The sequence below is a fragment of the Mesorhizobium sp. A623 genome (genome assembly GCF_054489405.1).
Map to the genome: position 1 here is coordinate 1 of NZ_JBTMXB010000051.1, position 20862 is coordinate 20862.

The 20862-nt window shown below is 59.0% G+C and carries 19 protein-coding genes and 7 pseudogenes; 14 read left to right on the forward strand and 12 right to left on the reverse strand.

Annotated elements, in window-relative coordinates:
- The first annotated feature begins 81 nt into the window (after positions 1 to 81).
- The 9 genes and pseudogenes from ACX3P1_RS25695 to ACX3P1_RS25735 all read left to right on the forward strand — a co-directional run.
- The gene (locus ACX3P1_RS25695) at positions 82 to 984 is read left to right on the forward strand and encodes a lipoate--protein ligase family protein (protein ID WP_459082401.1); all 903 of its coding nucleotides are present in this window, start codon (positions 82 to 84) and stop codon (positions 982 to 984) included.
- A gap of 286 nt (positions 985 to 1270) precedes the next feature.
- Positions 1271 to 1753 carry a hypothetical protein gene (locus tag ACX3P1_RS25700; RefSeq protein WP_459082402.1) on the forward strand — a complete coding sequence of 161 codons (483 nt, stop codon included), beginning with the start codon at positions 1271 to 1273 and terminating at the stop codon, positions 1751 to 1753.
- 94 nt (positions 1754 to 1847) lie between these two features.
- Positions 1848 to 2075: pseudogene (locus tag ACX3P1_RS25705) on the forward strand (IS110 family transposase); the annotation flags it as partial.
- Positions 2076 to 2204: 129 nt separating this feature from the next.
- The gene (locus tag ACX3P1_RS25710) at positions 2205 to 2474 is read left to right on the forward strand and encodes a hypothetical protein (protein WP_459082403.1); all 270 of its coding nucleotides are present in this window, start codon (positions 2205 to 2207) and stop codon (positions 2472 to 2474) included.
- 240 nt (positions 2475 to 2714) lie between these two features.
- Complete coding sequence (locus ACX3P1_RS25715; protein ID WP_459082404.1) at positions 2715 to 4028, forward strand: MFS transporter; 1314 nt, start codon at positions 2715 to 2717, stop codon at positions 4026 to 4028.
- Positions 4029 to 4240: 212 nt separating this feature from the next.
- A pseudogene (locus ACX3P1_RS25720) lies at positions 4241 to 4411 on the forward strand (amphi-Trp domain-containing protein); the annotation flags it as partial.
- 67 nt (positions 4412 to 4478) lie between these two features.
- Positions 4479 to 4715 (forward strand): hypothetical protein, encoded by a 237-nt coding sequence (locus ACX3P1_RS25725; protein ID WP_459082405.1) that lies wholly within the window; start codon positions 4479 to 4481, stop codon positions 4713 to 4715.
- A 413-nt stretch (positions 4716 to 5128) separates the two neighbouring features.
- The gene (locus ACX3P1_RS25730; protein WP_459082406.1) at positions 5129 to 5701 is read left to right on the forward strand and encodes an NADPH-dependent FMN reductase; all 573 of its coding nucleotides are present in this window, start codon (positions 5129 to 5131) and stop codon (positions 5699 to 5701) included.
- A gap of 153 nt (positions 5702 to 5854) precedes the next feature.
- Positions 5855 to 5974: pseudogene (locus ACX3P1_RS25735) on the forward strand (transposase domain-containing protein); the annotation flags it as partial.
- 65 nt (positions 5975 to 6039) lie between these two features.
- Here the strand turns inward: ACX3P1_RS25735 and ACX3P1_RS25740 are convergent.
- The 8 genes and pseudogenes from ACX3P1_RS25740 to ACX3P1_RS25775 all read right to left on the reverse strand — a co-directional run.
- A pseudogene (locus tag ACX3P1_RS25740) lies at positions 6040 to 6600 on the reverse strand (NAD(P)/FAD-dependent oxidoreductase); the annotation flags it as partial.
- A gap of 49 nt (positions 6601 to 6649) precedes the next feature.
- Positions 6650 to 6859 (reverse strand): hypothetical protein, encoded by a 210-nt coding sequence (locus tag ACX3P1_RS25745; protein ID WP_459082407.1) that lies wholly within the window; start codon positions 6857 to 6859, stop codon positions 6650 to 6652.
- Between the two features lie 3 nt (positions 6860 to 6862).
- Entirely contained in the window at positions 6863 to 7177 is a 315-nt protein-coding gene (locus ACX3P1_RS25750; RefSeq protein ID WP_459082408.1) for a hypothetical protein, read from the reverse strand.
- Positions 7174 to 8085, reverse strand: a complete 912-nt coding sequence (locus ACX3P1_RS25755) for a peptidylprolyl isomerase (RefSeq protein WP_459082409.1) — start codon at positions 8083 to 8085, stop codon at positions 7174 to 7176. The genes ACX3P1_RS25750 and ACX3P1_RS25755 overlap by 4 nt, the downstream gene beginning before the upstream one ends.
- Before the next feature lie 4 nt (positions 8086 to 8089).
- Positions 8090 to 8875, reverse strand: coding sequence for a respiratory nitrate reductase subunit gamma (narI, locus tag ACX3P1_RS25760; protein WP_459082410.1), 786 nt, complete (start codon positions 8873 to 8875; stop codon positions 8090 to 8092).
- 10 nt (positions 8876 to 8885) lie between these two features.
- Entirely contained in the window at positions 8886 to 9584 is a 699-nt protein-coding gene (gene narJ, locus ACX3P1_RS25765; protein ID WP_459082411.1) for a nitrate reductase molybdenum cofactor assembly chaperone, read from the reverse strand.
- Positions 9581 to 11107 (reverse strand): nitrate reductase subunit beta, encoded by a 1527-nt coding sequence (gene narH / locus ACX3P1_RS25770; protein WP_459082412.1) that lies wholly within the window; start codon positions 11105 to 11107, stop codon positions 9581 to 9583. Before narH ends, narJ begins: the two co-directional genes overlap by 4 nt.
- Positions 11104 to 14889 (reverse strand): nitrate reductase subunit alpha, encoded by a 3786-nt coding sequence (locus ACX3P1_RS25775; RefSeq protein ID WP_459082413.1) that lies wholly within the window; start codon positions 14887 to 14889, stop codon positions 11104 to 11106. The genes narH and ACX3P1_RS25775 overlap by 4 nt, the downstream gene beginning before the upstream one ends.
- 506 nt (positions 14890 to 15395) lie before the next feature.
- Here ACX3P1_RS25775 and ACX3P1_RS25780 point away from each other — a divergent pair.
- The 4 genes and pseudogenes from ACX3P1_RS25780 to ACX3P1_RS25795 form a co-directional block, all read left to right on the forward strand.
- A pseudogene (locus tag ACX3P1_RS25780) lies at positions 15396 to 15605 on the forward strand (IS3 family transposase); the annotation flags it as partial.
- A gap of 644 nt (positions 15606 to 16249) precedes the next feature.
- Entirely contained in the window at positions 16250 to 16417 is a 168-nt protein-coding gene (locus ACX3P1_RS25785; RefSeq protein WP_459082414.1) for a hypothetical protein, read from the forward strand.
- Between the two features lie 64 nt (positions 16418 to 16481).
- Complete coding sequence (locus ACX3P1_RS25790; protein ID WP_459082415.1) at positions 16482 to 16808, forward strand: type II toxin-antitoxin system RelE/ParE family toxin; 327 nt, start codon at positions 16482 to 16484, stop codon at positions 16806 to 16808.
- Between the two features lie 5 nt (positions 16809 to 16813).
- Entirely contained in the window at positions 16814 to 17140 is a 327-nt protein-coding gene (locus ACX3P1_RS25795) for a helix-turn-helix domain-containing transcriptional regulator (RefSeq protein WP_459082416.1), read from the forward strand.
- A 78-nt stretch (positions 17141 to 17218) separates the two neighbouring features.
- On the opposite strand, the pseudogene ACX3P1_RS25800 reads toward ACX3P1_RS25795, so the two are convergent.
- From ACX3P1_RS25800 to ACX3P1_RS25815, 4 genes and pseudogenes are all read right to left on the reverse strand, one after another.
- Positions 17219 to 18225 (reverse strand): annotated as a pseudogene (locus ACX3P1_RS25800) (IS30 family transposase).
- A gap of 153 nt (positions 18226 to 18378) precedes the next feature.
- The gene (locus ACX3P1_RS25805; protein WP_459082417.1) at positions 18379 to 18660 is read right to left on the reverse strand and encodes a helix-turn-helix domain-containing protein; all 282 of its coding nucleotides are present in this window, start codon (positions 18658 to 18660) and stop codon (positions 18379 to 18381) included.
- Positions 18657 to 18995, reverse strand: coding sequence for a type II toxin-antitoxin system RelE/ParE family toxin (locus ACX3P1_RS25810; protein ID WP_459082418.1), 339 nt, complete (start codon positions 18993 to 18995; stop codon positions 18657 to 18659). The genes ACX3P1_RS25805 and ACX3P1_RS25810 overlap by 4 nt, the downstream gene beginning before the upstream one ends.
- Before the next feature lie 64 nt (positions 18996 to 19059).
- Positions 19060 to 19769 (reverse strand): annotated as a pseudogene (locus ACX3P1_RS25815) (3'-5' exonuclease); the annotation flags it as partial.
- Between the two features lie 145 nt (positions 19770 to 19914).
- Here ACX3P1_RS25815 and ACX3P1_RS25820 point away from each other — a divergent pair.
- Positions 19915 to 20382, forward strand: coding sequence for a transposase (locus ACX3P1_RS25820; protein WP_459082419.1), 468 nt, complete (start codon positions 19915 to 19917; stop codon positions 20380 to 20382).
- Positions 20383 to 20862: the final 480 nt, after the last annotated feature.

Sequence of the window (20862 nt, forward strand, 5' to 3'; positions counted from 1 at the left end):
CCTTCCTCAAACTGGCGTCTATCCGACTCATGCTGCGAAAGCTCTGTTCAAGCTGAATAACTTTCCGGACCGACTCTTAGGGTGTCACGGTTCGACATAGACCAAAACTGGACCCAAAGCCGACGTACGACATTCACAGCGGCCCGATGGGCGGGTTATGCTGAGCGAGGCACGGTAAAACTAAAGTACCCTGACCAGCGCGTCTCAAATTATTTCAGTGTCAGACGTCGACAGATTATAGTACCCTCACATAGTACGCGTTCTGCTAACTGGAATGATTTGATCCAATTGTACGCAACTTTGGATATCGGTCGAGCTATTCAGTCCGAGTCGGTGATGTTGGACGCCGTCGCTACCGGGAAGGAACGCTACCAGTTCATGCTCTGGCGATGTACAAAGCCTTGCCTCGTCGTGCCACACAAGATGACATGTCTGCCGGGTTTCGGCGAGGCCAGTCTCGACGCGCTGAAGCAAGGATATCCGGTATCCGTGCGAGAGACCGGTGGCGGGGCTGTTATCCAATCCACTGGTACGCTCAACATATCGATCGCCTTCACTATGCCCGAGAAAATGAGTGACCGCATGAGGGGCGCCTACGAGTTTCTTTGCGAGCCGGTCATGCGAGTTCTGCTCCGACGAGGGGCCAATCCAACCTACGGTGCAATTGAGGGTGCGATGTGCGACGGTGTCTACAACATTGTGGTCGATCGCCGAAAGCTCGCCGGGACGGCACAGCGCTGGCGCCGCGCCAAGACGAGTGAAGGGGGTTATGCCATACTCGGCCATCTGGTTTTGTCAGTTGACGCCGATCATTCGGCCGCGTGTCACATCGTCAATGCGTTCCATGCTTCGTTGGGCGTCGCCACATACGTCAAAGCTGAGAGCCATATAAACTGGGTGGAGATTGCTTCGTCGGCTAGTTTGGATGAGGCACTAGAGAATGCCTATCGCAGACACAATTTCCGGTTGAGGAATTGCAGTTGACGGAGGCTGGGCATCACCTCATGAAGCGGAGAGGTCATTCACCGATCAGCCGGCCGAAAACGGTAGCACCATCGCATCGAAATTCTTATTGCTCGTGCGGCTTCGTACTGTTGCTTCCAGATATCGTTGGCCAGCGCCAACGCATTCCTCGCAAGACAACTGCGCAGAAAAGATGCGAACGGCCGTTCATTATAGGCAACCGGACATTTCGCCCGCTTGACACCAACAGCAACCCTCCTCTTTCTGTCTAAAGTGAAATTTGCCTTCACTTAATCGGGAGGAAGATATGGGCGGTACCGTGAAGGGTTGGATTTATCCAGTGGTGGTTGTCATCCTACTGCTTGTCATTGCAGCGATGGCTTACAAATTCATTGTCGTCGGATCATCCCTCAAGGCTGACGACGGACGAGTAGAAATACTTCTGGGACCGGGCGAGCGCGCCCTAATGCTAAGGGAAATGCGTGCCTTCGTTCTAGGTATCCAACGCATGTCGGCCGCGTTGGCCGAGGATGACATGAATGGTGTAGCCACCGCCGCGCATACTATGGGAACCTCGGCGGCTCACGACGTGCCCCTCGCCATGCTCGGAAAATTGCCGCTGGGATTCAAGACGATAGCCTTCGGCGTCCATGGCGGGTTCGATGCCATTGCAAACGATGCTAAAACGATTGGTACGGCAAAGCATACCCTGAGCCAACTTTCGGCGGTATTGCAGAAATGCGTCGCGTGCCACGAAAGCTATCAACTAAGGACACCTGCGGCTAAGTAGCGGCTGTGCAGTAATGGCGACCACCAACTGCCTTGATGCACAGCGCGCGTCTCCGCCGCGCACGATCCGCTCCCGTCTTTTTGTGGCCAGAGGCGGCCACATCTCGCGGCGCGGAGACAGCCATTTGCGCGGGCTCCTTTATGAGGCGGCTACGGTGATCCTGACCCGTGCCCGAGCTGACAGCTCGCTTCGCAGCTGGGGATTGAAACTCAGAGAGAAGGCTGGCTTCAAACGAGCGGCAGTCGCTGTGGCACGCAAGCTATCCATCATAATGCACAGAATGCTGACAACCGGCGAAATCTTTGACAAATCCCCAGCGTGATCGCTTGAGACCGCGAAAACATTACCAGGAAAGTTGCGATGACGTAGGTCCTTGCCGTTCTGAATTGCATCCGTCTCACCGGATGCGATGAAACGTCCCTGCCGGGACGTAGGTCGGATTATTCCGCTGATGCTGTTGCAGGTGAACGTCTACCGCGTTCGCACTGCGTCCATTACACTGGAAGATCCCTCTCGCGAAAACCCATCATGCGGCGATCAAGTATCGACCGCGCAGACAACCGTGCTCTCGGCAAACGTCAATCAGCCGCGCAATACGAAACAGCGCTTCGCACTATATCCTGCTTCTCAACGCATCGTCTGCTCGGGCGCGACAGGCGGTCGATCTAATAATGTCAAAAAGACCTTGATTGTGGGCTTCCGATTAGACAACGGCATCTAGGGCATGCTTGATAATCCCTTGCACGTCGCAGTGTTCGGCACGGGCGTGGAGCATAAACAAAAGCGACTGATGCGCCTTTTTCGTCACTTGACCGGACCCTAATCCAGACGGTTACGTCCAACCTCTTTCTGACCCCAACTTTACACGCCCACAATCGGGGAAGCTTCAGTGTCGGTTGACAACTTCTGAGAACTATCCATGTCCGTAGGGCTATCTCTCGCCCCCGTGAAAGGAATCATCGTGAAGCGTTTACCTTATCCACTTGCGGTGTATACGATGGTAATCGGGGCGTTCGCGGTAGGTGCGGACGAGTTCATCGTCGCCGGCGTGGTCACGGAAATCTCCGAGGCTTTGTCAGTGAGCATTGGGGCTGTCGGGCGCCTGGAGAGTTACTACGCCATCGGTGTTGCCATCGGTGCGCCGCTGTTTGCGCTCATTGCCCTGCGCCTACCGCGTCGGATGACGTTGATCGCGAGCCTCGTGGTCTTCGTAGTGGGCAACATTATCTCGGCGGTGGGGCCGAACTACGAGACGATCATGGCCGGTCGCCTGATCTCGGCGGCCGCGCACGGAGCATTCCTGGGAATCGCCGCCCTCGCGGCGGGAGACATGGTTGACCCGGCGAGGAAAGGGCGCGCCATCGCCCTTGTCTTCACGGGTGTTACGATCTCGACGGTTCTCGGGGCGCCACTCGGGGCGGCGGTGGGCCGCGCCTTTGGCTGGCGGTTTACGTTCTGGTCGCTAGTATTGCTTGGTGCCGCAGCGCTGATACTTCTGATCTTCCTGCTTCCCCGCACGAGGGAAAGGGCCGCAAACGCCCACGGCGCCCACGGTGCCGATGATGCTCACGACACTCATCATCATGCTGAGGGGCACGGGGCGGGCTCTCATGAGGGGCTCGAGGAGCTCGACGCCCACGCCCGGATGCATATGGCCCAAGAGCAGAGCGCGCCGATCGCGCAGCAGCTCAAGGCTCTGGCGCGACCTCCAGTATGGCTGAGCCTGCTGATGACGATGCTCGGCTACAGCGGGGTCTTCACCAGCTATGTCTATCTCGAACCTCAGATCCTCGAGGCTGCCGGCTTCTCCAGCGTTTGGGTCACGCCACTGTTCCTTCTCTTCGGCCTGGGGCTGTTCGGCGGCAACATTATCGGCGGCAAGCTCGCTGACTGGAAGCTAATGCCGGCGGTGCTGCTGACGATCAGTTCACTGGTCATTATGCTTTTCGTGATGTACTTTGCCATCCAAACCAAGCTCACGGCGGTAATCGGCATTTTCCTGTATGGCGCGGCGGCGTTCTCTGTAATCACTCCGCTACAAACACGAGTCATCTTAAAGGCGGGCGACGCGCCGAATGTCGCCTCCGCCGCGAACATCTCGGCCTTGACCCTGGGTAGCGCCATCGGCATCTGGCTCGGAGGCTTGGCTATAGACGGCGGCCTCGGGGCAGCGTCGGTCAACTGGGTCGGCGGCCTGCTCTCTCTCTCCGGCCTCATCGTCGCGATTATCGCCTGGACGTTCGTCGACCGGCGGTATCCGGATCCCGCGACGTGAGAGGCGGATTTTCGTGCTCCTACGCATACGAGGAGATGGACCGTTGTGAGCTTGCGGCCGACGTTACGGGGCGTGCGGGGGACCGCGCGGTCTGATTGACAGACCCCTCGGCGACACTCGTCTGCATAGTCATTCGTGAAGGCTTAGCCGGACCACGACGAGAACATGAAGAAAGACCGCGACATCGAAAATGACTACCAGAGTTCGTTGAAAAGCTCAGACGCCTTGCAGACGCGTTGGAGAATGGCGACCGGTTTCAGATCGATATTGGCGGCGAGCGAATCCAGGTCCCCGTGCGAGCACACTACAACATCGCGCATGAGCGCGGGGACGGCGAGGAGGAGATCGAATTTCAGATTACATGGTCCGCAAAGGAAACCTGAACCATCCGCCGCTTGTCGGTTAAAAGCACTGGTGATTAGCTGATCGTTTTAAAGGCAAGGACGCTGCATGGCGAATCTCGGACGATTAATCCTTTGGCTGTTCATTGCGCCTGGTGACATGATCTCCGACCGCCTTGGCATATCCCAAGACGAAAATCGCAACCTTGTTCGCATGCTTATCAACTCGATCTTCTGGATATTCATCGCCATCATCGGCCTGCCTGGCTATCTGGACCTCAGCAATGCCGGAGTTCCAATAGCACCCGAACTATCGGCCCCCGCGCTTACGCACTTCCAGCCATAGCCACGCTCCGTCGTCGTCTTGCAGCGGGCTGGTGGCTCGCTCGGCATCAATGAAGCAGCACCGTCGCGGGGAACTTTCTCTTGTTCATGAGATTGATGTTCATGGAGGTCACTATGTCAGACCCAAAGAACCCGATACCAAACCCGCCCAAGGTCGATCCGGAGCACAAGCCGGCTCGCGATACCAGGGAAGATCCAGCGCCCAATCCAAACAAGGGGGCCGATCAGCAGCCTGTGAAGCAGCCCGGCTCAAATCCTGCCAACAAGCCAACTGGCGACAAGGGCGAGCTTCCCGAGACCCGTTCGAGAGAGGAAGTCGAGAATGTGCGGCCTAATCGGAGACCATAGGTTCCTCGGCCCGCTCAGGCGGCTGTATCGATTGCGCCTCCACCGTTTGACGAAACAGGAGATTCCATGACGACACACAAGGTTGGCTATCTTATCGGCAGCCTCGCCAAGGGCTCGATCAACCGCAAACTCGCCCAGGCGCTGGTGCGGCTTGCTCCGCCGGAACTTGAAATGTCAGAAATCTCCTTCAAGGACCTGCCGCTTTACAGCTACGACTATGACGCCGACTACCCGCCGGCCGGCAAGGCGTTCAAGGCGGCAATCGCCGCTGTCGATGCCGTTCTGTTCGTCACACCCGAATACAACCGCTCCATACCCGGCGGGCTGAAAAATGCGATCGACTGGGCGAGCCGTCCCTACGGCACCAATTCGTTCACGCGCAAGCCGTCGGCGGTGATTGGCACGTCGCCAGGCGCAATCGGCACCGCCGTCGCCCAGCAGAACTTGCGCAGCGTGCTTGGTTTCTGCAACTCGCCTCAGATGAATGCCCCGGAAGCCTATATCCAGTTCACGCCGGGCCTCATCACCGATGACGGCGAAGTCACCAACGACAGCACTGCCGACTTCCTTCGCACTTTCATGCAGGATTTCCATGTCTTCATAGCACGGGTTCGCTCAGTTCTTCCAAAGGACGCGTAGTGCATGCCCGTGGGTGATTTCGTACCCCAATCACGCAACGGGCAAGGGTTTTGAAATCCAGAATCGCTGATGAGTGATTGGAGCGGCGCTCCACCTCCAGGATTCGACTTCCAATATTCAAGGGAGCAGTAATGTCCAAGGGCATAAACCTGAAAACTCAACGCTGTCGAGCCGCAAGCCTACATGACCAGCACGCTTACCGCCATCGTCAACGGCCATAAACAGAGCCACATCGATGAACTGCTTCCTTGGAATTATCCGGCCAAGGTGTGAACGCGACACCGCTTACGGCTGAACGAAGGGGCAAGACAACTTGTGGGTAATTGAAAGAACAATCGAGCGGTTACCATCTGACTGCTTAAGCGGGCTTTGATCATCTTCGCGGCGTACCGCCCGCCTTGCTTGGCGGCATCGCCAATGCCAGGCACCGGTTTGCCGTCCGGCGTCATAACGAAAACGGTGTCGCCGTCGGCAAAGATTTCAGGGTGTCCCGGGATGCTGAGGTCTGTGTTGACTACGATCCGCCCGGCGCGATCCGCCGTGACGCCAAGCCATTCCGCAGCCGGTGAGGCGAGTACGCCGGCCGCCCAGAGAATCGTCTTCGACCAAAGCGTCGTGCCGCCACAATCAACTCCCCGCTCATGAATGGATGTTACCGGCCTGCCGAGCTCGACCTCGACGCCGAGCGCTTTCAGCGCGCGCTCGGCGTAGGCAGACATTTCCGCATCGAAATTCGGCAGGACGCGTGGTCCGGCCTCAATGAGGACGACCCGCGCAGCTTTAGTTTGGATGTTGCGGAAATCGTTTTTGAGCGTGACAAGCGCGAGCTCAATGATCGCGCCTGCAAGTTCTACGCCGGTCGGCCCCGCGCCGATGATGGCAAAGGTCAGCATCCCATCAGATGCCGGGCTTCCTTTGCAAACCTGATCCGGCGGATAGACACTTTTGCTAGCCCAGGACCAGGAAGATCACGATCACGGCGCAGATTACGCCGACAACCAGCCATATCATCGGCCAGGCGCGGCCCTCCTCGCGCTGGACCGAGGCGCTGTCGGCAGGGGCGCGCGTCGGGGTTTCGGTATCGCGCGAGGTATTGTTCCTGGATTTCAAGGTCGGATTCAGACCACGGTTCCTGGGCGTGTCGGGATCGTCGCTCATCTGTCAGGCTCCCTGATGTGCCGGTGCTGCATCGGTGCCGGTCGCCGCCAGACGCCACTTTATCATGCTCTCGATGCAGGCCCGACCCGGATCATCGGAATTGCGCAGGCGCGAGGTGAGCGTGGCCCAGTCCTCGGCCGAGGCATGTTCCGTAAAATCGGACACCGCAAGCCCGATATAGCCGCCAAAATCGGACGCCTCACGCGCCGCCGCGTCGTCGATCCTTGCCGCCAGGTCGGGGTTTTCCGACACCAACCAGCCCTGAAACGATGTGCCTGAGCGGCGCGCCAGCGCAAGGATATCACCCAGCATCATCATGCGGCGTCCTCCGGTTCGATGGCAACGCCTTCGACGTCACCGGTTTCGGCCAGGCGGGATATGTAGCGCGCCGCATCCATCGTCCAGCGCCGCGCGGCCATCATGTCGGCGATCTTGTCGCGGACCGCCTCGAATGGCAGTACTTGACCATCGATCACCCGAGCGAGCCGGATCACATGCCAGCCAAAGCCGGACCGGATTGGGCGGCGGCAGGCCTTGCCGGGGGCGAGCGCCTCGATAGCCTGCTGCACATCCTGCACCAGATCGCCGCGCTGCACCTGTCCCAACGAGCCATCTTGCTGCGCCGAAGGGCAGCAGGAGAACTCGCGCGCAGCGCCCGCAAAGGCGGTCGCGTCGTCGCCGACCTCCTGCGCGATGCGTCTGGCGGTGATCCCGGCGGTCGACCACGCCTCGGCGCTGTCGCCATCGGGTTCGATCAGGATATGCGATGCCTCGAACAGGTCAGGCGTCCGGAACCGGGCGCTGTTTGCGTCGTAATAGCGTTTGCATTCGGCGTCGTCCGGGTCCGGCGGGGCCAGCTCTGCATCCAGCAGTGCCGAGATCAGGGCGTCCTCGTCGGACTCTGCCCGTCCGGCCTCATCGGTCTCGATCTCGGCCGCGAGGCCCTGACGGTGGGCCTCCTGTAGCAGCAGTTCGCGCACCGCCAGAGCGCGTGCGGCCTCGGCCCAGGCGGTATTGGCATCGGGTGCGGGGTGGTGCTGAATTTCTTGCGCGATGTCTCCGGGGTCGATCTCGACGCCGTTGACCCGCACCTCCGAGAAGGTTGGCGGTGGTGGCAGACGCGGCTCCGGTCCACCGCCGCAGCCACCGGACTGGCAGGCGCCCATCATCGCCGGTTCGGGTCGGGGATCGGGTTTTAGCTGTGGGACCTCAAGTTTGGCTGTCATTGCATCATTCTCCACTTTCCGCGATCTGGCGCGATTTGCCGGTGCCGCTTGTTCCCGTCATCGCCACCCGGGCGGGCGGAATGTTGCGCGATTTGCCGATCGTGTGGCGCGAGCGCACAATCTGATAGCCGGGCCGGAACAGGAACCAGATCGGCGCGCTCCAGACATGCACCAGTCGGGTAAAGGGCGAGATGAAGATGATGATCAACCCAAGCACGATATGCAGCTTGAAGATCAGTGGCGCGCCGACCAGCCAGCCGGGGGCGTCAGGGTTGAACACCGAAAGCCCATGCGCCCAACTCATCAGGCGCACCATTTCAGCCCCGTCCAAGTCTTGTACCGACCACCAGACCGTTCCAACGCCAAGGATCAACTGTACCCAGAGCAACGTCAGCACGGTGATGTCACCGATGGAAGACGTGAACCTGATGCGCGGCTCAAACAGCCTGCGGTGAAGCAAGAGCGAGGCACCGACAAGCCCCGCAACACCGGCGATGCCGCCGACTGTAATCGCCGTGATCTGCTTGAACTCATGGGTGATACCAACCGCATCGATCAGCCAGATCGGTGTCATTAGCCCGAAAAGATGGCCCACCAGAAGCACCAGCATTCCGAGATGGAACAGGTTTGACCCCAGCATCATCTGCTTGCGCCGCAAAAATTGGCTCGATTCCGAGCGCCACGAATATTGCGCCGCGTCAAAGCGCAGGATTGACCCCAAGATCAGAACCGTGACGGCGATATAGGGGAACCAGCCGAACAGAAACTGATGCAGGAAATCCTGGAACATCTTCTCCTCCTTACTCCTTTGAGCTGCGTGCGGCGGTCATCGCCTTGCCCTTGGCGCGTAGCCGCGCAACGATGCCGGTGGGCCCGCCCATGTTGTGCGCGCCGGTGAACGTGACTTCGCGCTCTTCCCATTCCTCGTCGATCAGGGACGGGTCGTCGGAGGGTGCGTTCTTCTGCAATTCTTCCAGCGCGGCGCGGTCCGGCCGCGCGCCGGTCAGCGCCAGTGCCGCGGCGAAAATGCCGGCATAATCGGATTCCCGCTCGCGCAGGCGCTGTTCAAGGGCTGCCAGCACATGGGACGGCTGCGCCAGTGTCTCGCGCGCCTCGGCGGGCGGCAGGCACGAGGCGTATTCAAGGAAGATCGGGATATAATCGGGCAGATCGGTCGATTCCAGCAGCAGCCCGTGTTCCATGTATTGCGCCGCCAGATCCAGCATCGCCTGACCACGCTCGCGGCTTTCGCCATGGACATGTTCGAACAGATGCAGCGACAGCTTGCGCGAGCGGTCGAACAGGTCGGAATATTCGGCCTGCGCGTCCAGCAGGTCTGATCGTTCCAGCCGGTCAAGCAGCGGGTCCAGCCGCCGCCGCGCGACTCCGCGCAGCGCCGCCTCGCTGTCCAGTGCCGTGCGCAACTCCCCGATATGCGCCAGCAGGTCCGTCGACGGATAGCCCAGAAGGGCCGCGAGGGTGCGAAGCGTCAGCCTCATGTCGACGCGTCAATATAGGGTTTCGGCGGTGTCCGCTTGGTGCCGCCGAACAGGTTGACCTTGCTGTCGCCGCCGCTGGCCTCCTCGAACGCGAACCCGGCGGAGCCGCGCATCTTGTAGGCGTCCTCGTCGGTCTCGCGGTGGGAAGTCGGAATCACATAGCGGTCCTCATAAGCGGCCAGTGCCATCGTCTTGTACATATCCTCGACCATCGCCTGCGTCATGCCAACGCGTTCCGGGATCGATGGGTCAATCCGGCCTTCGACCGATTTCGCCCGCATGTAGGAGCGCATCGCCAACATCCGTTCCAGCGCGTTGACGATCGGTGCTTCGTCACCCGCCGTCAGAAGGTTCGCCAGATAGCGCATCGGGATCCGCAGCGACTTCACGTCCGGCATGCCGTCTTTGCTGCTGATCTTGCCTGCCTCATGTGCCGACTGGATCGGGGAAAGCGGCGGCACATACCACACCATCGGCAGGGTGCGGTATTCGGGGTGCAGTGGGAACGCAACCTTCCACTCCATCGCCATTTTCCAGATCGGCGAGCGCACCGCGCCCTCGATCCATTGGTCGGGAATGCCTTGGCGGCGCGCCTCGGCCTGCACTTCGGGATCGTGCGGATTCAGGAATACCCCGAGTTGCGCCGGGTAGAGGTCTTTTGGGTCCTCAACGGATGCCGCCGCCTCGATCTTGTCGGCGTCATATAGTACGACACCCAGATAGCGGATGCGCCCAACGCAGGTTTCCGAACAGACTGTGGGCTGTCCGACTTCGATCCTTGGGTAGCAGAAGATACATTTCTCGGATTTGCCGGTGGACCAGTTGTAATAGATCTTCTTGTACGGGCAGCCCGAGACACACATCCGCCAGCCGCGGCATTTCTCCTGATCTATCAGAACGATACCGTCCTCTTCGCGCTTGTAGATCGCACCCGACGGGCACGAGGCGACGCAGGACGGGTTGAGGCAATGTTCGCAGAGCCGTGGCAGATACATCATGAAGGTCTGTTCGAACTGGCCGTAAATTTCCTTTTCGATGCCATCGAAGTTGTAATCATGGCTGCGAGCCGAGAACTCACCGCCCAGCATGTCCTCCCAGTTGCCGGACCATTCGATCTTGTTGATGACCTCGCCGGTCAGCAGCGAGCGCGGCTTGGCCGCCGGTTGCGCCTGCAACTCGGGCGCCTTTTGCAGCCATTCGTATTCGAACGTATAGGGCTCGTAGAAATCGTCGATCTCGGGCAGGTGCGGGTTCGAGAATATCTTTGCCAGAATCCGCCATTTAGAGCCTTGGCGCGGCACGATGCGGCCGTTTTTCTTGCGCACCCAGCCGCCTTGCCAGCGTTTCTGATTCTCCCAGTCCTTGGGATAGCCGATGCCGGGCTTGGTCTCGACGTTGTTGAACCAGGCGTATTCGACGCCTTCGCGGTTGGTCCAGACGTTCTTGCAGGTGATCGAACAGGTGTGGCAGCCGATACATTTGTCGAGGTTCATCACCATTGCGATCTGTGCACGAATTTTCATGCCGACGCTCCTGTCTTTCTCTTCGGATCGGGGGATTGGTCGGCCTCGGCGACCTTGTTCTCGGTCCATTCATCCACCGTCTTGTCGAACCAGTTGACCTTGTTCATCTTGCGCAAAATCACCATCTCGTCGCGGTTGGCACCGACGGGGCCGTAGTAGTTGAAGCCGTAAGCCAACTGCGCATAGCCGCCGATCATATGCGTCGGCTTCATGTTGATCCGCGTCACCGAATTATGGATGCCGCCGCGCTGGCCAGTCATTTCCGACCCCACCACGTTCACCAGCTTCTCTTGCGCGTGATACATGATGCACGATCCCGGCATGATCCGCTGGCTGACGATCGCCCGCGCGGTCAACGCGCCGTTGACGTTGAACGCCTCGATCCAGTCGTTATCGACGATGCCTGCCTCCTTCGCGTCATCCTCGCTGATCCAGACCGCCGGACCGCCGCGACTGAGGCTGAGCATGATCAGGTTTTCGGTATAGGTTGAATGGATGCCCCATTTCTGGTGCGGCGTCAGGAAGTTCAGCGTGATTTCCTTGTGCCCGTTCGGCAGCTTGCCCAAGGCAGCGGCGACGGTGCGGGTGTCGATCGGGGGTTTCCAGGTCACGAAGGCTTCGCCAAAGGCGCGCATCCACTGGTGGTCCTGATAAAGCTGCTGACGCCCGGATAAGGTGCGCCAAGGTATCAACTCGTGCACGTTGGTATAGCTGGCGTTGTAGCAGACCTTCTCAGACTCGATGCCGGACCAGGTGGGGCTGCTGATGATCTTGCGCGGTTGTGCGACGATGTCGCGGAAGCGAATTTTCTCCTCCTCCTTGCCCTCGGCCAGATGCGCGTGTTCGCGCCCCGTCGCCACCGACAAGGCCGCCCACGCCTTCATCGCCACTTCACCGTTGGTTTCCGGTGCCAGCATCAGGATCGTCTCGCAGGCGTCGATATCCGCTTCGATCTTTGGACGGCCTTTCGTCGGGCCATCCGCCACGGTGCCGTTCAACTGGCCCAGCAACTCGACCTCATGCGCCACATCCCAGTTCAGACCCTTCGAGCCGTTGCCAAGTCTCTCCAACTCCGGGCCAATCGAGGTGTAGCGCGCATAGGTCTCCGGGTAGTTGCGCTCGACCAGCGCGACCGAAGGCATGGTCACGCCCGGTATCGGCTCGCACTCGCCACGGCCCCAGTCCTTTGGCTCGTAGGCTTGGGCTATCTCGCCCGGACTGTCGTGCTGGATCGGGGTCAGGACAACGTCCTGCTCGACCCCCAGCACCTCTGACGAAACGTCTGAGAACGCCTTGGCCAACTCGCGGAAGATCGCCCAATCGCTGCGCGCCTCCCAGCAGGGATCGACCGCTGCCGTCAATGGGTGGATGAACGGGTGCATGTCGGTGGTATTGAGGTCGTGTTTTTCGTACCAAGTGGCAGTTGGCAGCACGATGTCGGAGTAAAGGCAAGTGGTGGACATGCGAAAATCAAGCGTCACCATCAGGTCCAGCTTGCCGACGGGCGCATCGTCACGCCAGACCACTTCATCGGGGCGCACCAGCCCGTCGGCATTGTCGGTGCCGATGACGCCGTGCATCGAGCCGACGAAATGTTTCAGGAAATATTCGTGCCCCTTGCCGGACGCACCCAGCACGTTCGAGCGCCAGAAGAACATGTTGCGCGGCCAGTTGCGTGGGTTATCGGGGTCGGTATTGGCCATCTTCAGGTCGCCCGACTTCAGCCCGGCGGCAACTGCCGCAGCAGGATCGCCGCCCGCCTTGGCCAGACGCGCGCCGACATCCAGCGGGTTTTCCAGCAGTTGCGGCGCCGAGGGCAGCCAGCCCATCCGTTCGGCGCGCACGTTGTAGTCGATCATCGAGCCGGACCAGTTGCCTTCGGGCGCGGTCGGCGACAGCAGCTCATCCACCTTCATCGACTCGTAACGCCACTGGTCGGAATGAGCGTAGAAAAAGCTGGTCCCCGCCATCTGCCGGGGCGGGCGCGACCAGTCGAGCGCGAAGGTCAGCGGCAGCCAGCCGGTCTGCGGCCGCAGTTTCTCTTGCCCGACATAATGCGCCCAGCCGCCGCCGGACTGGCCGACGCAACCGCACATCACCAGCAACTGGATGACACCGCGATAGGTCATGTCCATGTGATACCAGTGGTTCACCCCGGCACCGATGATGACCATCGAGCGACCCTTGGTGATTTCGGCATTGGCGGCGAATTCACGCGCAATCTGGATGATGGCGTCGCGTTTCACCCCCGTCACCGCCTCGGCCCAGGCCGGGGTGAAGGGCACATCGTCGTCATAACTCTTCGCCACGTTCTCGCCGCCAAAGCCGCGATCGAGACCGTAGTTGGCGCAATAAAGATCGAACACGGTGGCGACGAGGATTGTCTTGCCACCCGCGCCGATGATCTCTCTCACCGGGATGTTGCGCAGCAGGATGCGGTCATGCGCGGTAGCTTTCCAGTCCTGCGGCGCGGTGCCGCCGAAATAGGGGAACGCCACCGGCCGGATCGCGTCGTGATGATCCGCAAGGCTCATCCGCAGCTTGAATTCGCGGCCTTTGCCGTCCTTCTGCTCCAGATTCCAGTGGCCCTTTTCGCCCCAGCGATGCCCAACCGAGCCTTGCGGCGCCACCAGATCGCCGCTCTCTTCGTCGATGCCGACCGATTTCCAGTCGGGGTTGTTCGCTTCACCCATGCCACCCTCGAGATCGGCGGCGCGCAGGTTGCGGTCGGGGATCAGGTTGCCGTCCTTTTCGGTCAGCGTCACCAGCAGCGGAAAGTCGGAATAGCGCCGCGTGTAGTCGTCGAAATAGTCCGTGGTCTTGTCCAGATAGAATTCGCGCAGCACGACATGGCCGAAGGCCAAAGCCAGCGCCGCGTCGGTGCCCTGTTTCGGGTGCATCCAGAGGTCGGCGAACTTCGCCGCCTCGTTGTAGTCGGGCGCTATCACCGCCGATTTGGCGCCGCGATAGCGCGCCTCGGTATAGAAATGCGCGTCCGGCGTCCGCGTCATCGGCACGTTCGAGCCCCAGATCAGCAGGAAACCGGAATTGTACCAGTCAGCCGATTCCGGCACGTCGGTCTGCTCGCCCCAAGTCTGCGGGCTGGACGGCGGCAGGTCACAATACCAGTCGTAAAACGACAAGGTCGTGCTGCCCAGCAGCGACAGATAACGCGAGCCGGAGGCGTAAGAGATCATCGACATCGCCGGGATCGGCGAGAAGCCGACGACGCGGTCAGGCCCGTATTCGCGAATCGTGTAGGCGTTGGCGGCGGCGATCATCTCGTTGATCTCGTCCCAGCCGACGCGCACGAAGCCGCCCCGGCCGCGCCGATGGATCCAGTCCTGCCGCTTGTCGGGATTTTCGACGATGGCTTTCCACGCTGCAACCGGCGTCAGCGTTTCGCGCGCTTCGCGCCAGTGCCGGATCAACCGGGCACGGACCAGCGGATATTTCACCCGGGTGCCGGAATAGAGATACCAGGAATAGCTGGCGCCACGCGGGCAGCCGCGCGGCTCGTGGTTGGGCAGATCGGGGCGGGTACGCGGATAGTCGGTCTGCTGCGTCTCCCACGTCACGATGCCGCCCTTGACATAGATCTTCCAAGAACATGATCCGGTGCAGTTCACGCCATGGGTCGAACGTACGATCTTGTCCGCGGCCCAACGCTTGCGGTAAGCGTCCTCCCATGCGCGGTTTTCATTCGTGGCAATCCCGTGACCTTCAGAGAATTTCTCCTGCTTTGCGCGAAAGAAGGTTAGGCGGTCGACGAAATGGCTCATGGGGATGCCTCTTCTGGTCAGTAATTTCCTCGGACGTGCCCACGCCTGAACTGCGCAGGTGACATGAATGATTGGAGATGCCGGAGAATCGGGCCCGCGATGGCGGCAATTCCCTTTCCATGGTCGTTCCGGATATCAAGGAGGAAATGACTGGAGACACCTGCCTGCCGAAGAAACGTTCCGCGTCGAAGCGCGACCGTCGCCATCTTCTGCATGTCATATACCATCAGCGGCATTGCACGATCCATCCTGGCTTTGACGGTAAGACGGTTTATCCTCCGCGTCGACAAATTTTTGTCTGCCAATGTCGTAACGCTCGACCTCTGGGCGGAAAGCCGCTTCTTCCGTCGGCGCTTACCCTGCACTTCCTGCCATCGGCGGAGCATCAGAAACGGACGATTCCCGATTCAGCGAAATCTTATGGGTGCCGTCGCTCACCATGCGACAATATCGTAAGGCGAACTTATGTGTTATCTTCGCCGAAGATAAAACCGCCGAGCGGATATGCGGAAAGTGGGAAACTTCTAAGCCCCGCGCGTCGCCGCGCCTGCGTGGATCATGTTGTCGCTGAGCTTGGCGTTCCCGAACGACGGGCATGCCGAGTTCTGGGGCAGCATCGTTCCACACAGCGCAAGGTTCCGACTACACCGGATGATGAAGCGGCCTTGACCGCCGACATCATCGCGCTCGCCATCCAATATGGCCGCTACGGGTATTGTGCGTTCAAGATTGAGGACTTGCCGGAACAGATTTCGGCAGAATGTATCTACAGCTCGGATTTCGACGTACCCGCAAACTTTGGCAAGGTGGATCAGCAGGCGGTCGGCCATTGCGAAAGCTTGATTTCGCGTATTCGGACTCTTGTTCACTCCGCAGTGTTGGCCTGCGTTTTTGGAACGAACGGTCCGTCGCTTGCTGACATTATTGATCACTTCATCGCCACCGATGATGACGATATTATCCGCATCTCGTTCAAAAATGTTCGCTTTGAACACAATACCCGCGAGATTCTGATGAACGTCATTGGCCGTTATCTACTCGGCCAAGCGAGACGGGACGTGTTTCGGGATCGACCTATGATAGCCGTTCTGGATGAAGCCCACCAATTTCTCGGACGCGCGATCGGCGACGAGTACGTCAGTGTCAGGTTAGAGGCATTTGGCTTGATCGCCAAGGAGGGCCGCAAATATGGCCTCACGTGTGTTCTGGCGACACAGCGACCGCGAGATATCCCCGCAGACGTGCTGAGCCAACTGGGAACGTTCATCGTTCATCGTTCATCGGTTAACGAATGATGAGGATCGAAGCCTTCGATGACGCAATCATCGCGTAGCAGAGCGGATATTTCGAGGGCAGGGTAGTGTTTCGCGAGCCCGATCCAGGCGATATCAAGGTCGCTACGCCGAAAACAGAAACTTCGACAGACGAAGGGCGGACTGCCCCTGTGCTAACTGAGGAAGAAATCGGCGATCCGAACAAGGCCGGAATTCGCATCGATCTTTCGGGCGTCGACGCAGGGAAGCGATAGGCGGCAATTCAGTGACTCGTGATTGCTTCAGCATCGAAGGTGTCGTATATGACACCATATGAGCGTGGACGTCGAAGTCTATGAGGATGAACGAGGGTCCCGGCCGTTCGATGAATGGTTCGATCAGCTGCCCGCCGTGCATGCCGCGAAGGTAACGACTGCAATCATTCGGGTTGGAGTGGGCAACCGATCCGGGTTGAAACCTGTTGGGCAAGGCGTGGCCGAATGGCGGATCGATTGGGGGCCTGGCATCCGCATCTACCTCGCCTTCGACGGAACCAGGCTCGTCATTCTGCTCGGCGGTGGAACGAAAACGCGCCAGCAAGCCGATGTCGCCCAAGCTCTCGATCGATGGGCGGATTACAAACGCCGTAAGAAGGCGAAGGAGTGAGAACAATGGCATTGTCCCGCAGTTTCAAAGAGACGGTGAAGGCGCGCGCGGAGCGCGATCCAGAATTTCGTACCGCACTTCTAGGAGAGGCGATGGAAGCCTTTACAGCCGGGGAGCCAGATACGGGCAAGGCGCTGATCCGCGACTACATCAATGCGACTGTCGGTTTCGAGCAGCTTGCCGAAGCTGTCTCGATCGATCCCAAAAACTTGATGCGCATGTTCGGTCCGCGCGGCAATCCGCGTCTGGTCAACCTGTCGGCTGTTCTTCGCGAACTCAATCGCCGCGAGGCGGTTCATTTCCGGGTCGCGCCAGAGCGGCTGGCCAGCTAACGGTCAAAATGAGTTCTGATAGCCCTGCATCACATGTCATGTGAGTTCTCATCGAAGTGCGACCGGCAGCAACTGAAGTTAACCTGATCGTCTTAGCGCCGCCATCATCTTTTGCCTGAAGACTTCGGAGGGCGTCTTGTAACCGAGGCATTTGCGCGGCGTGGTGTTGAGCTGGTCGCCGATGCTCTTCAGGTCGCTGTCGTTGATCGACATGGGATCGAGATCTCTGGGCAGCCATTTACGGGCCCTGCGATTGGTGTTTTCAACCGAGCCTTTCTGCCAGGGCGATTGTGGATCGCAGAACCAAGACGCCGAGTCCCGTCTGGAGATATGGCCAGTCGGTGAATTCGGTGCCGCGGTCAAAGGTGATCGAACGGCGTGCGGCATGGGGAAGGGCGCTCAGAGTATTGATCAGCCCGTCCATGATCGGCTTCGATTGCCGGTCGTTGTTGCGTAGAAACACCGTGAACCGGCTGACGCGCTCGACCAGCGACGTCACGGTCGCCTTGCCGAATTTTTTTGCGGAACTGGATCAGGTCGCATTCCCAGTGGCCGAGCTGCTTTCGTTCGCGCACGGCATCCCGACGATGCAGAATGCTTATTTCCGGGCTGAATCTGCGGCCATGACGGCGTCTGGCATATCTCGGCCGGCGTCTGGCGCGGCTCTCGGGCAGATAGCGCCACAACTACATCTCCTGGCCGTCAACTGAATAGGCGAACCGGTAGATCGTTTCATGGCAAACACGGACGCTGCTCCGTTCATAAGCCAGTCGGCCGGCGATCTGCTCAGGCGACCAGCCATGCTTGATCCGTTCGATGATCGACGCGCGTAACGTCGGATGACGAACCAGTTTGCGATGGCGGCTGCGGCGATCCTTGGCCTTGCTGTGAGCCGTAACGCAGAAATAGCCGGCAAGGTCTGGCATCTCTACGTCCTCGAACTTGTTTCGCGCGAACTCGCGAAAAATCGTCGAGCCATGGCGACCGAGCTTTTCGGCAATCACCTCGACACTGGCCCCTGCCTGACGCCATCGAGCGATCTTGCGGCGTTCATCCAAATCGATCTGGGAGTAGGTGCGTTTCATGTGCGGTTCCATGCATGCGATAAGCCATTGGTATCGCTGCGCAGTCGCACTTCAAGATAGAACCCACTTCTCTACAATCTATCTAAAGTTGCATAATCAACATTATGGAACTTAAGCAATTGATATTACGAGATAATATTATTCAGCCTGTCGTCAGGCCGCTTCGTGCAGCCGCATTTCTACGTGAAGTCCGGCAGCGGCCGCCATGTTGACCAAAGCATCCAGCCCGAAGACTTCAATCTTACCCCGCGTCAAGTCCGAAATCCGTGGTTGGGTCACTCCAAACATCTTTGCGGCCTGAGACTGGCTCAAACCACTGCGCGCGATGTGATCCTTCAGTGCCATCATGAGGGCCGACCGAAGTTTCATGTTCTCCGCCTGCGCGGGTGTGTCCTCAATCGCGTCCCATACGCTGGAAAAGCGCTCATTGCTCATTGTTTCAGCTCCTTCAGCAACTCCCGATAACGTTTCTCGGCAAGGTCCAGATCGACTTTACCAGTTTTCTGTGTCTTCTTCTGGAAACAGTGCAACACGTAGATTGCATCACTGAATTTGGCCACATAGATGATCCGGAACGTACCCGAGCTTTCTCGGATCCGTATTTCCCGGACACCTTGGCCGATGGAGGCCATCGGTTTCCAGTCATCCGGATCGCGTCCGCACTGGACCTGATCCAACTGATGTCCAGCCTCTCGCCGCGCCGGCGTCGGGAACGCGCGCAAATCGTCAAGGGCGCTCCCCCTAAACTCCACAGGCTTTGGTTCAGTCATCTGCGATGAATATACAAAATTTTATATCAGATGGCAAGTGGTCGGCGAAGCCCTGCCCTACAGATCAAGACCGAAACCGGTCATGCGCGGTGAGCCGTACCGTCAGGGGTTCTGCCTCGTCCCATCGGTAGATCTCGGTGCGAAGATAGTGGATCTCATCGTCTTCATCAATCTCGACCCACCAGGCCTTCGCCGCCCGTCGCTGCCGTCCGACCACCGATAGCCCCTCGCCTTCAGATGATCCTTCATGTCAAAGGGCGAGTTCACGGCGAAGATACGCCCCCTGCTGCGGGCGCTCGACAGCAGCAATTCAGCGAAGGGAATATGCATTCCCTCGCCCACTGGTCGCGCCAAGGCTTCCAGTGGCGCGTGGCAATCGTCTGTGGCGCGATGGCCTTCATGGAAGAGACCAGACTGACCGACGAGATAGCCGAGCTTGTTGCCTTCGAGGCCGAGGTCAACCCACCGGATTTCTGAAACCGAGCAGGCCCAGGCCTTGGGAGCGAAGGACGATGAAAGCTTCTCGCAAAATGGTCGGTCGAACCCGGCATTGTGAGCGATGATGAGGTCGGCGGGCTCGATCAAGGCGTCAAGCACGTCGAGGTCGATACTCCGGCCAGAAACCATTGCATCGGTGATGCCGGTCAGCCGGGTGATTTCTGGTGGGATGGACGAGGATGGCTGATGCAGACCGCTGAACACGCCGACAACATCACCGAAGGCACCGTCATTATTATATGTGAAGGCGACAGCGCCGATCTCGATCACCTCGTCCTGGGGCGATCTCGATATGTCCACTGTTGTAGCCGAGACAGCAAAGAAGCCCGAAGAGAACGAGATACCAAAACATCTGCTTATTGACTCTGATGTGCCGTCCATTGATGCTGAAGATGGAAATAAACCGCGAGCGGAGTGTCTTATGGCCGACCCTAAGGAAACTGAATCCGTGCAAATCCCAACCGAAGCAATTGCGACGGGGGAAACGCCGGAAGTTAAGAAGAATATCCAACGGCAGAGAACGACTAAGGCACAGCCGGAACGCTCTGCTCGAAAAGCAGCCTCCAAGTCAGTCCCTGCGGCAGTTGACCCTTCGGTGGCAGTTCGAAAGGCGCGCAAAATCTACTCCGAAAAAGAACGCAGCCAATTACTCAGCCAGATCGAGAAGTCGATCGTGCGCAGCGAAAGCATCAAGAACGCCACACGGCAGGCCGGCATTTCAGAGCAGACCTACTATCAGTGGAAGAAGGCTGCGACGCCAGCATCAGAGAGCGGCGACTTGAAGGATCTCCTCGCACTCGAGGATGAGAACAAGCGTCTGAAGGGCCTCCTCGCAGAACGTCTTCGCAAAGAAAATGCCGAACTGAAGAAGAAGCTCGGGCTCGGCTAGGTCGGGCTCAGCACAATCCGGATAAAACAGGCAGCGGCGGCATTCTATCGTCCACGCCGGTACTCCTGATATAACGTGGTTGAGCCCACGACACTTGGAGGCCTTAGGTGAAGATGCGGTTGCTCATCCGTCACCTTCCTTACCTCTTGGGCTGATAGCTTCGTTATCATAGCGCGTGCACCAGTCTTTCCGCTATCGATCTTCAAGGCGCTCGACTGGCCGATATCGCGTTCAAACACCTCGCTGTAATTACCCACGGAGATACGAGATTGGACACACCGGCGCTGTCTGCACATGCTCTGTATCCGGCGTGAGCAAAGGCCGTTTGGCTAAGTAATGGGGAGAACTCAAAGGTGGATGGCAAACGCGGTTTACAATGAGCCCGACGGTCAGGTGTCTTCGGGGCCGTCGACGCTATCGTCGCGAAGGTGAGGTTTTCGCTGGAAAGTCCACCCGGAGCCGTATTTCTCAACGAGTTCG

Excerpts from the sequence above, each read along its gene's own strand:
- ACX3P1_RS25710 (WP_459082403.1), top strand. The coding sequence starts at position 2,205 with ATGCTGTTGCAGGTGAACGTCTACCGCGTTCGCACTGCGTCCATTACA.
- ACX3P1_RS25805 (WP_459082417.1), bottom strand. The coding sequence starts at position 18,660 with ATGAGCAATGAGCGCTTTTCCAGCGTATGGGACGCGATTGAGGACACA.
- narI (WP_459082410.1), bottom strand. The coding sequence starts at position 8,875 with ATGTTCCAGGATTTCCTGCATCAGTTTCTGTTCGGCTGGTTCCCCTAT.
- ACX3P1_RS25745 (WP_459082407.1), bottom strand. The coding sequence starts at position 6,859 with ATGAGCGACGATCCCGACACGCCCAGGAACCGTGGTCTGAATCCGACC.
- narH (WP_459082412.1), bottom strand. The coding sequence starts at position 11,107 with ATGAAAATTCGTGCACAGATCGCAATGGTGATGAACCTCGACAAATGT.
- narJ (WP_459082411.1), bottom strand. The coding sequence starts at position 9,584 with ATGAGGCTGACGCTTCGCACCCTCGCGGCCCTTCTGGGCTATCCGTCG.
- ACX3P1_RS25775 (WP_459082413.1), bottom strand. The coding sequence starts at position 14,889 with ATGAGCCATTTCGTCGACCGCCTAACCTTCTTTCGCGCAAAGCAGGAG.
- ACX3P1_RS25755 (WP_459082409.1), bottom strand. The coding sequence starts at position 8,085 with ATGACAGCCAAACTTGAGGTCCCACAGCTAAAACCCGATCCCCGACCC.
- ACX3P1_RS25820 (WP_459082419.1), top strand. The coding sequence starts at position 19,915 with ATGGCCGACCCTAAGGAAACTGAATCCGTGCAAATCCCAACCGAAGCA.
- ACX3P1_RS25730 (WP_459082406.1), top strand. The coding sequence starts at position 5,129 with ATGACGACACACAAGGTTGGCTATCTTATCGGCAGCCTCGCCAAGGGC.
- ACX3P1_RS25750 (WP_459082408.1), bottom strand. The coding sequence starts at position 7,177 with ATGATGATGCTGGGTGATATCCTTGCGCTGGCGCGCCGCTCAGGCACA.
- ACX3P1_RS25810 (WP_459082418.1), bottom strand. The coding sequence starts at position 18,995 with ATGACTGAACCAAAGCCTGTGGAGTTTAGGGGGAGCGCCCTTGACGAT.
- ACX3P1_RS25795 (WP_459082416.1), top strand. The coding sequence starts at position 16,814 with ATGGCATTGTCCCGCAGTTTCAAAGAGACGGTGAAGGCGCGCGCGGAG.
- ACX3P1_RS25700 (WP_459082402.1), top strand. The coding sequence starts at position 1,271 with ATGGGCGGTACCGTGAAGGGTTGGATTTATCCAGTGGTGGTTGTCATC.
- ACX3P1_RS25725 (WP_459082405.1), top strand. The coding sequence starts at position 4,479 with ATGGCGAATCTCGGACGATTAATCCTTTGGCTGTTCATTGCGCCTGGT.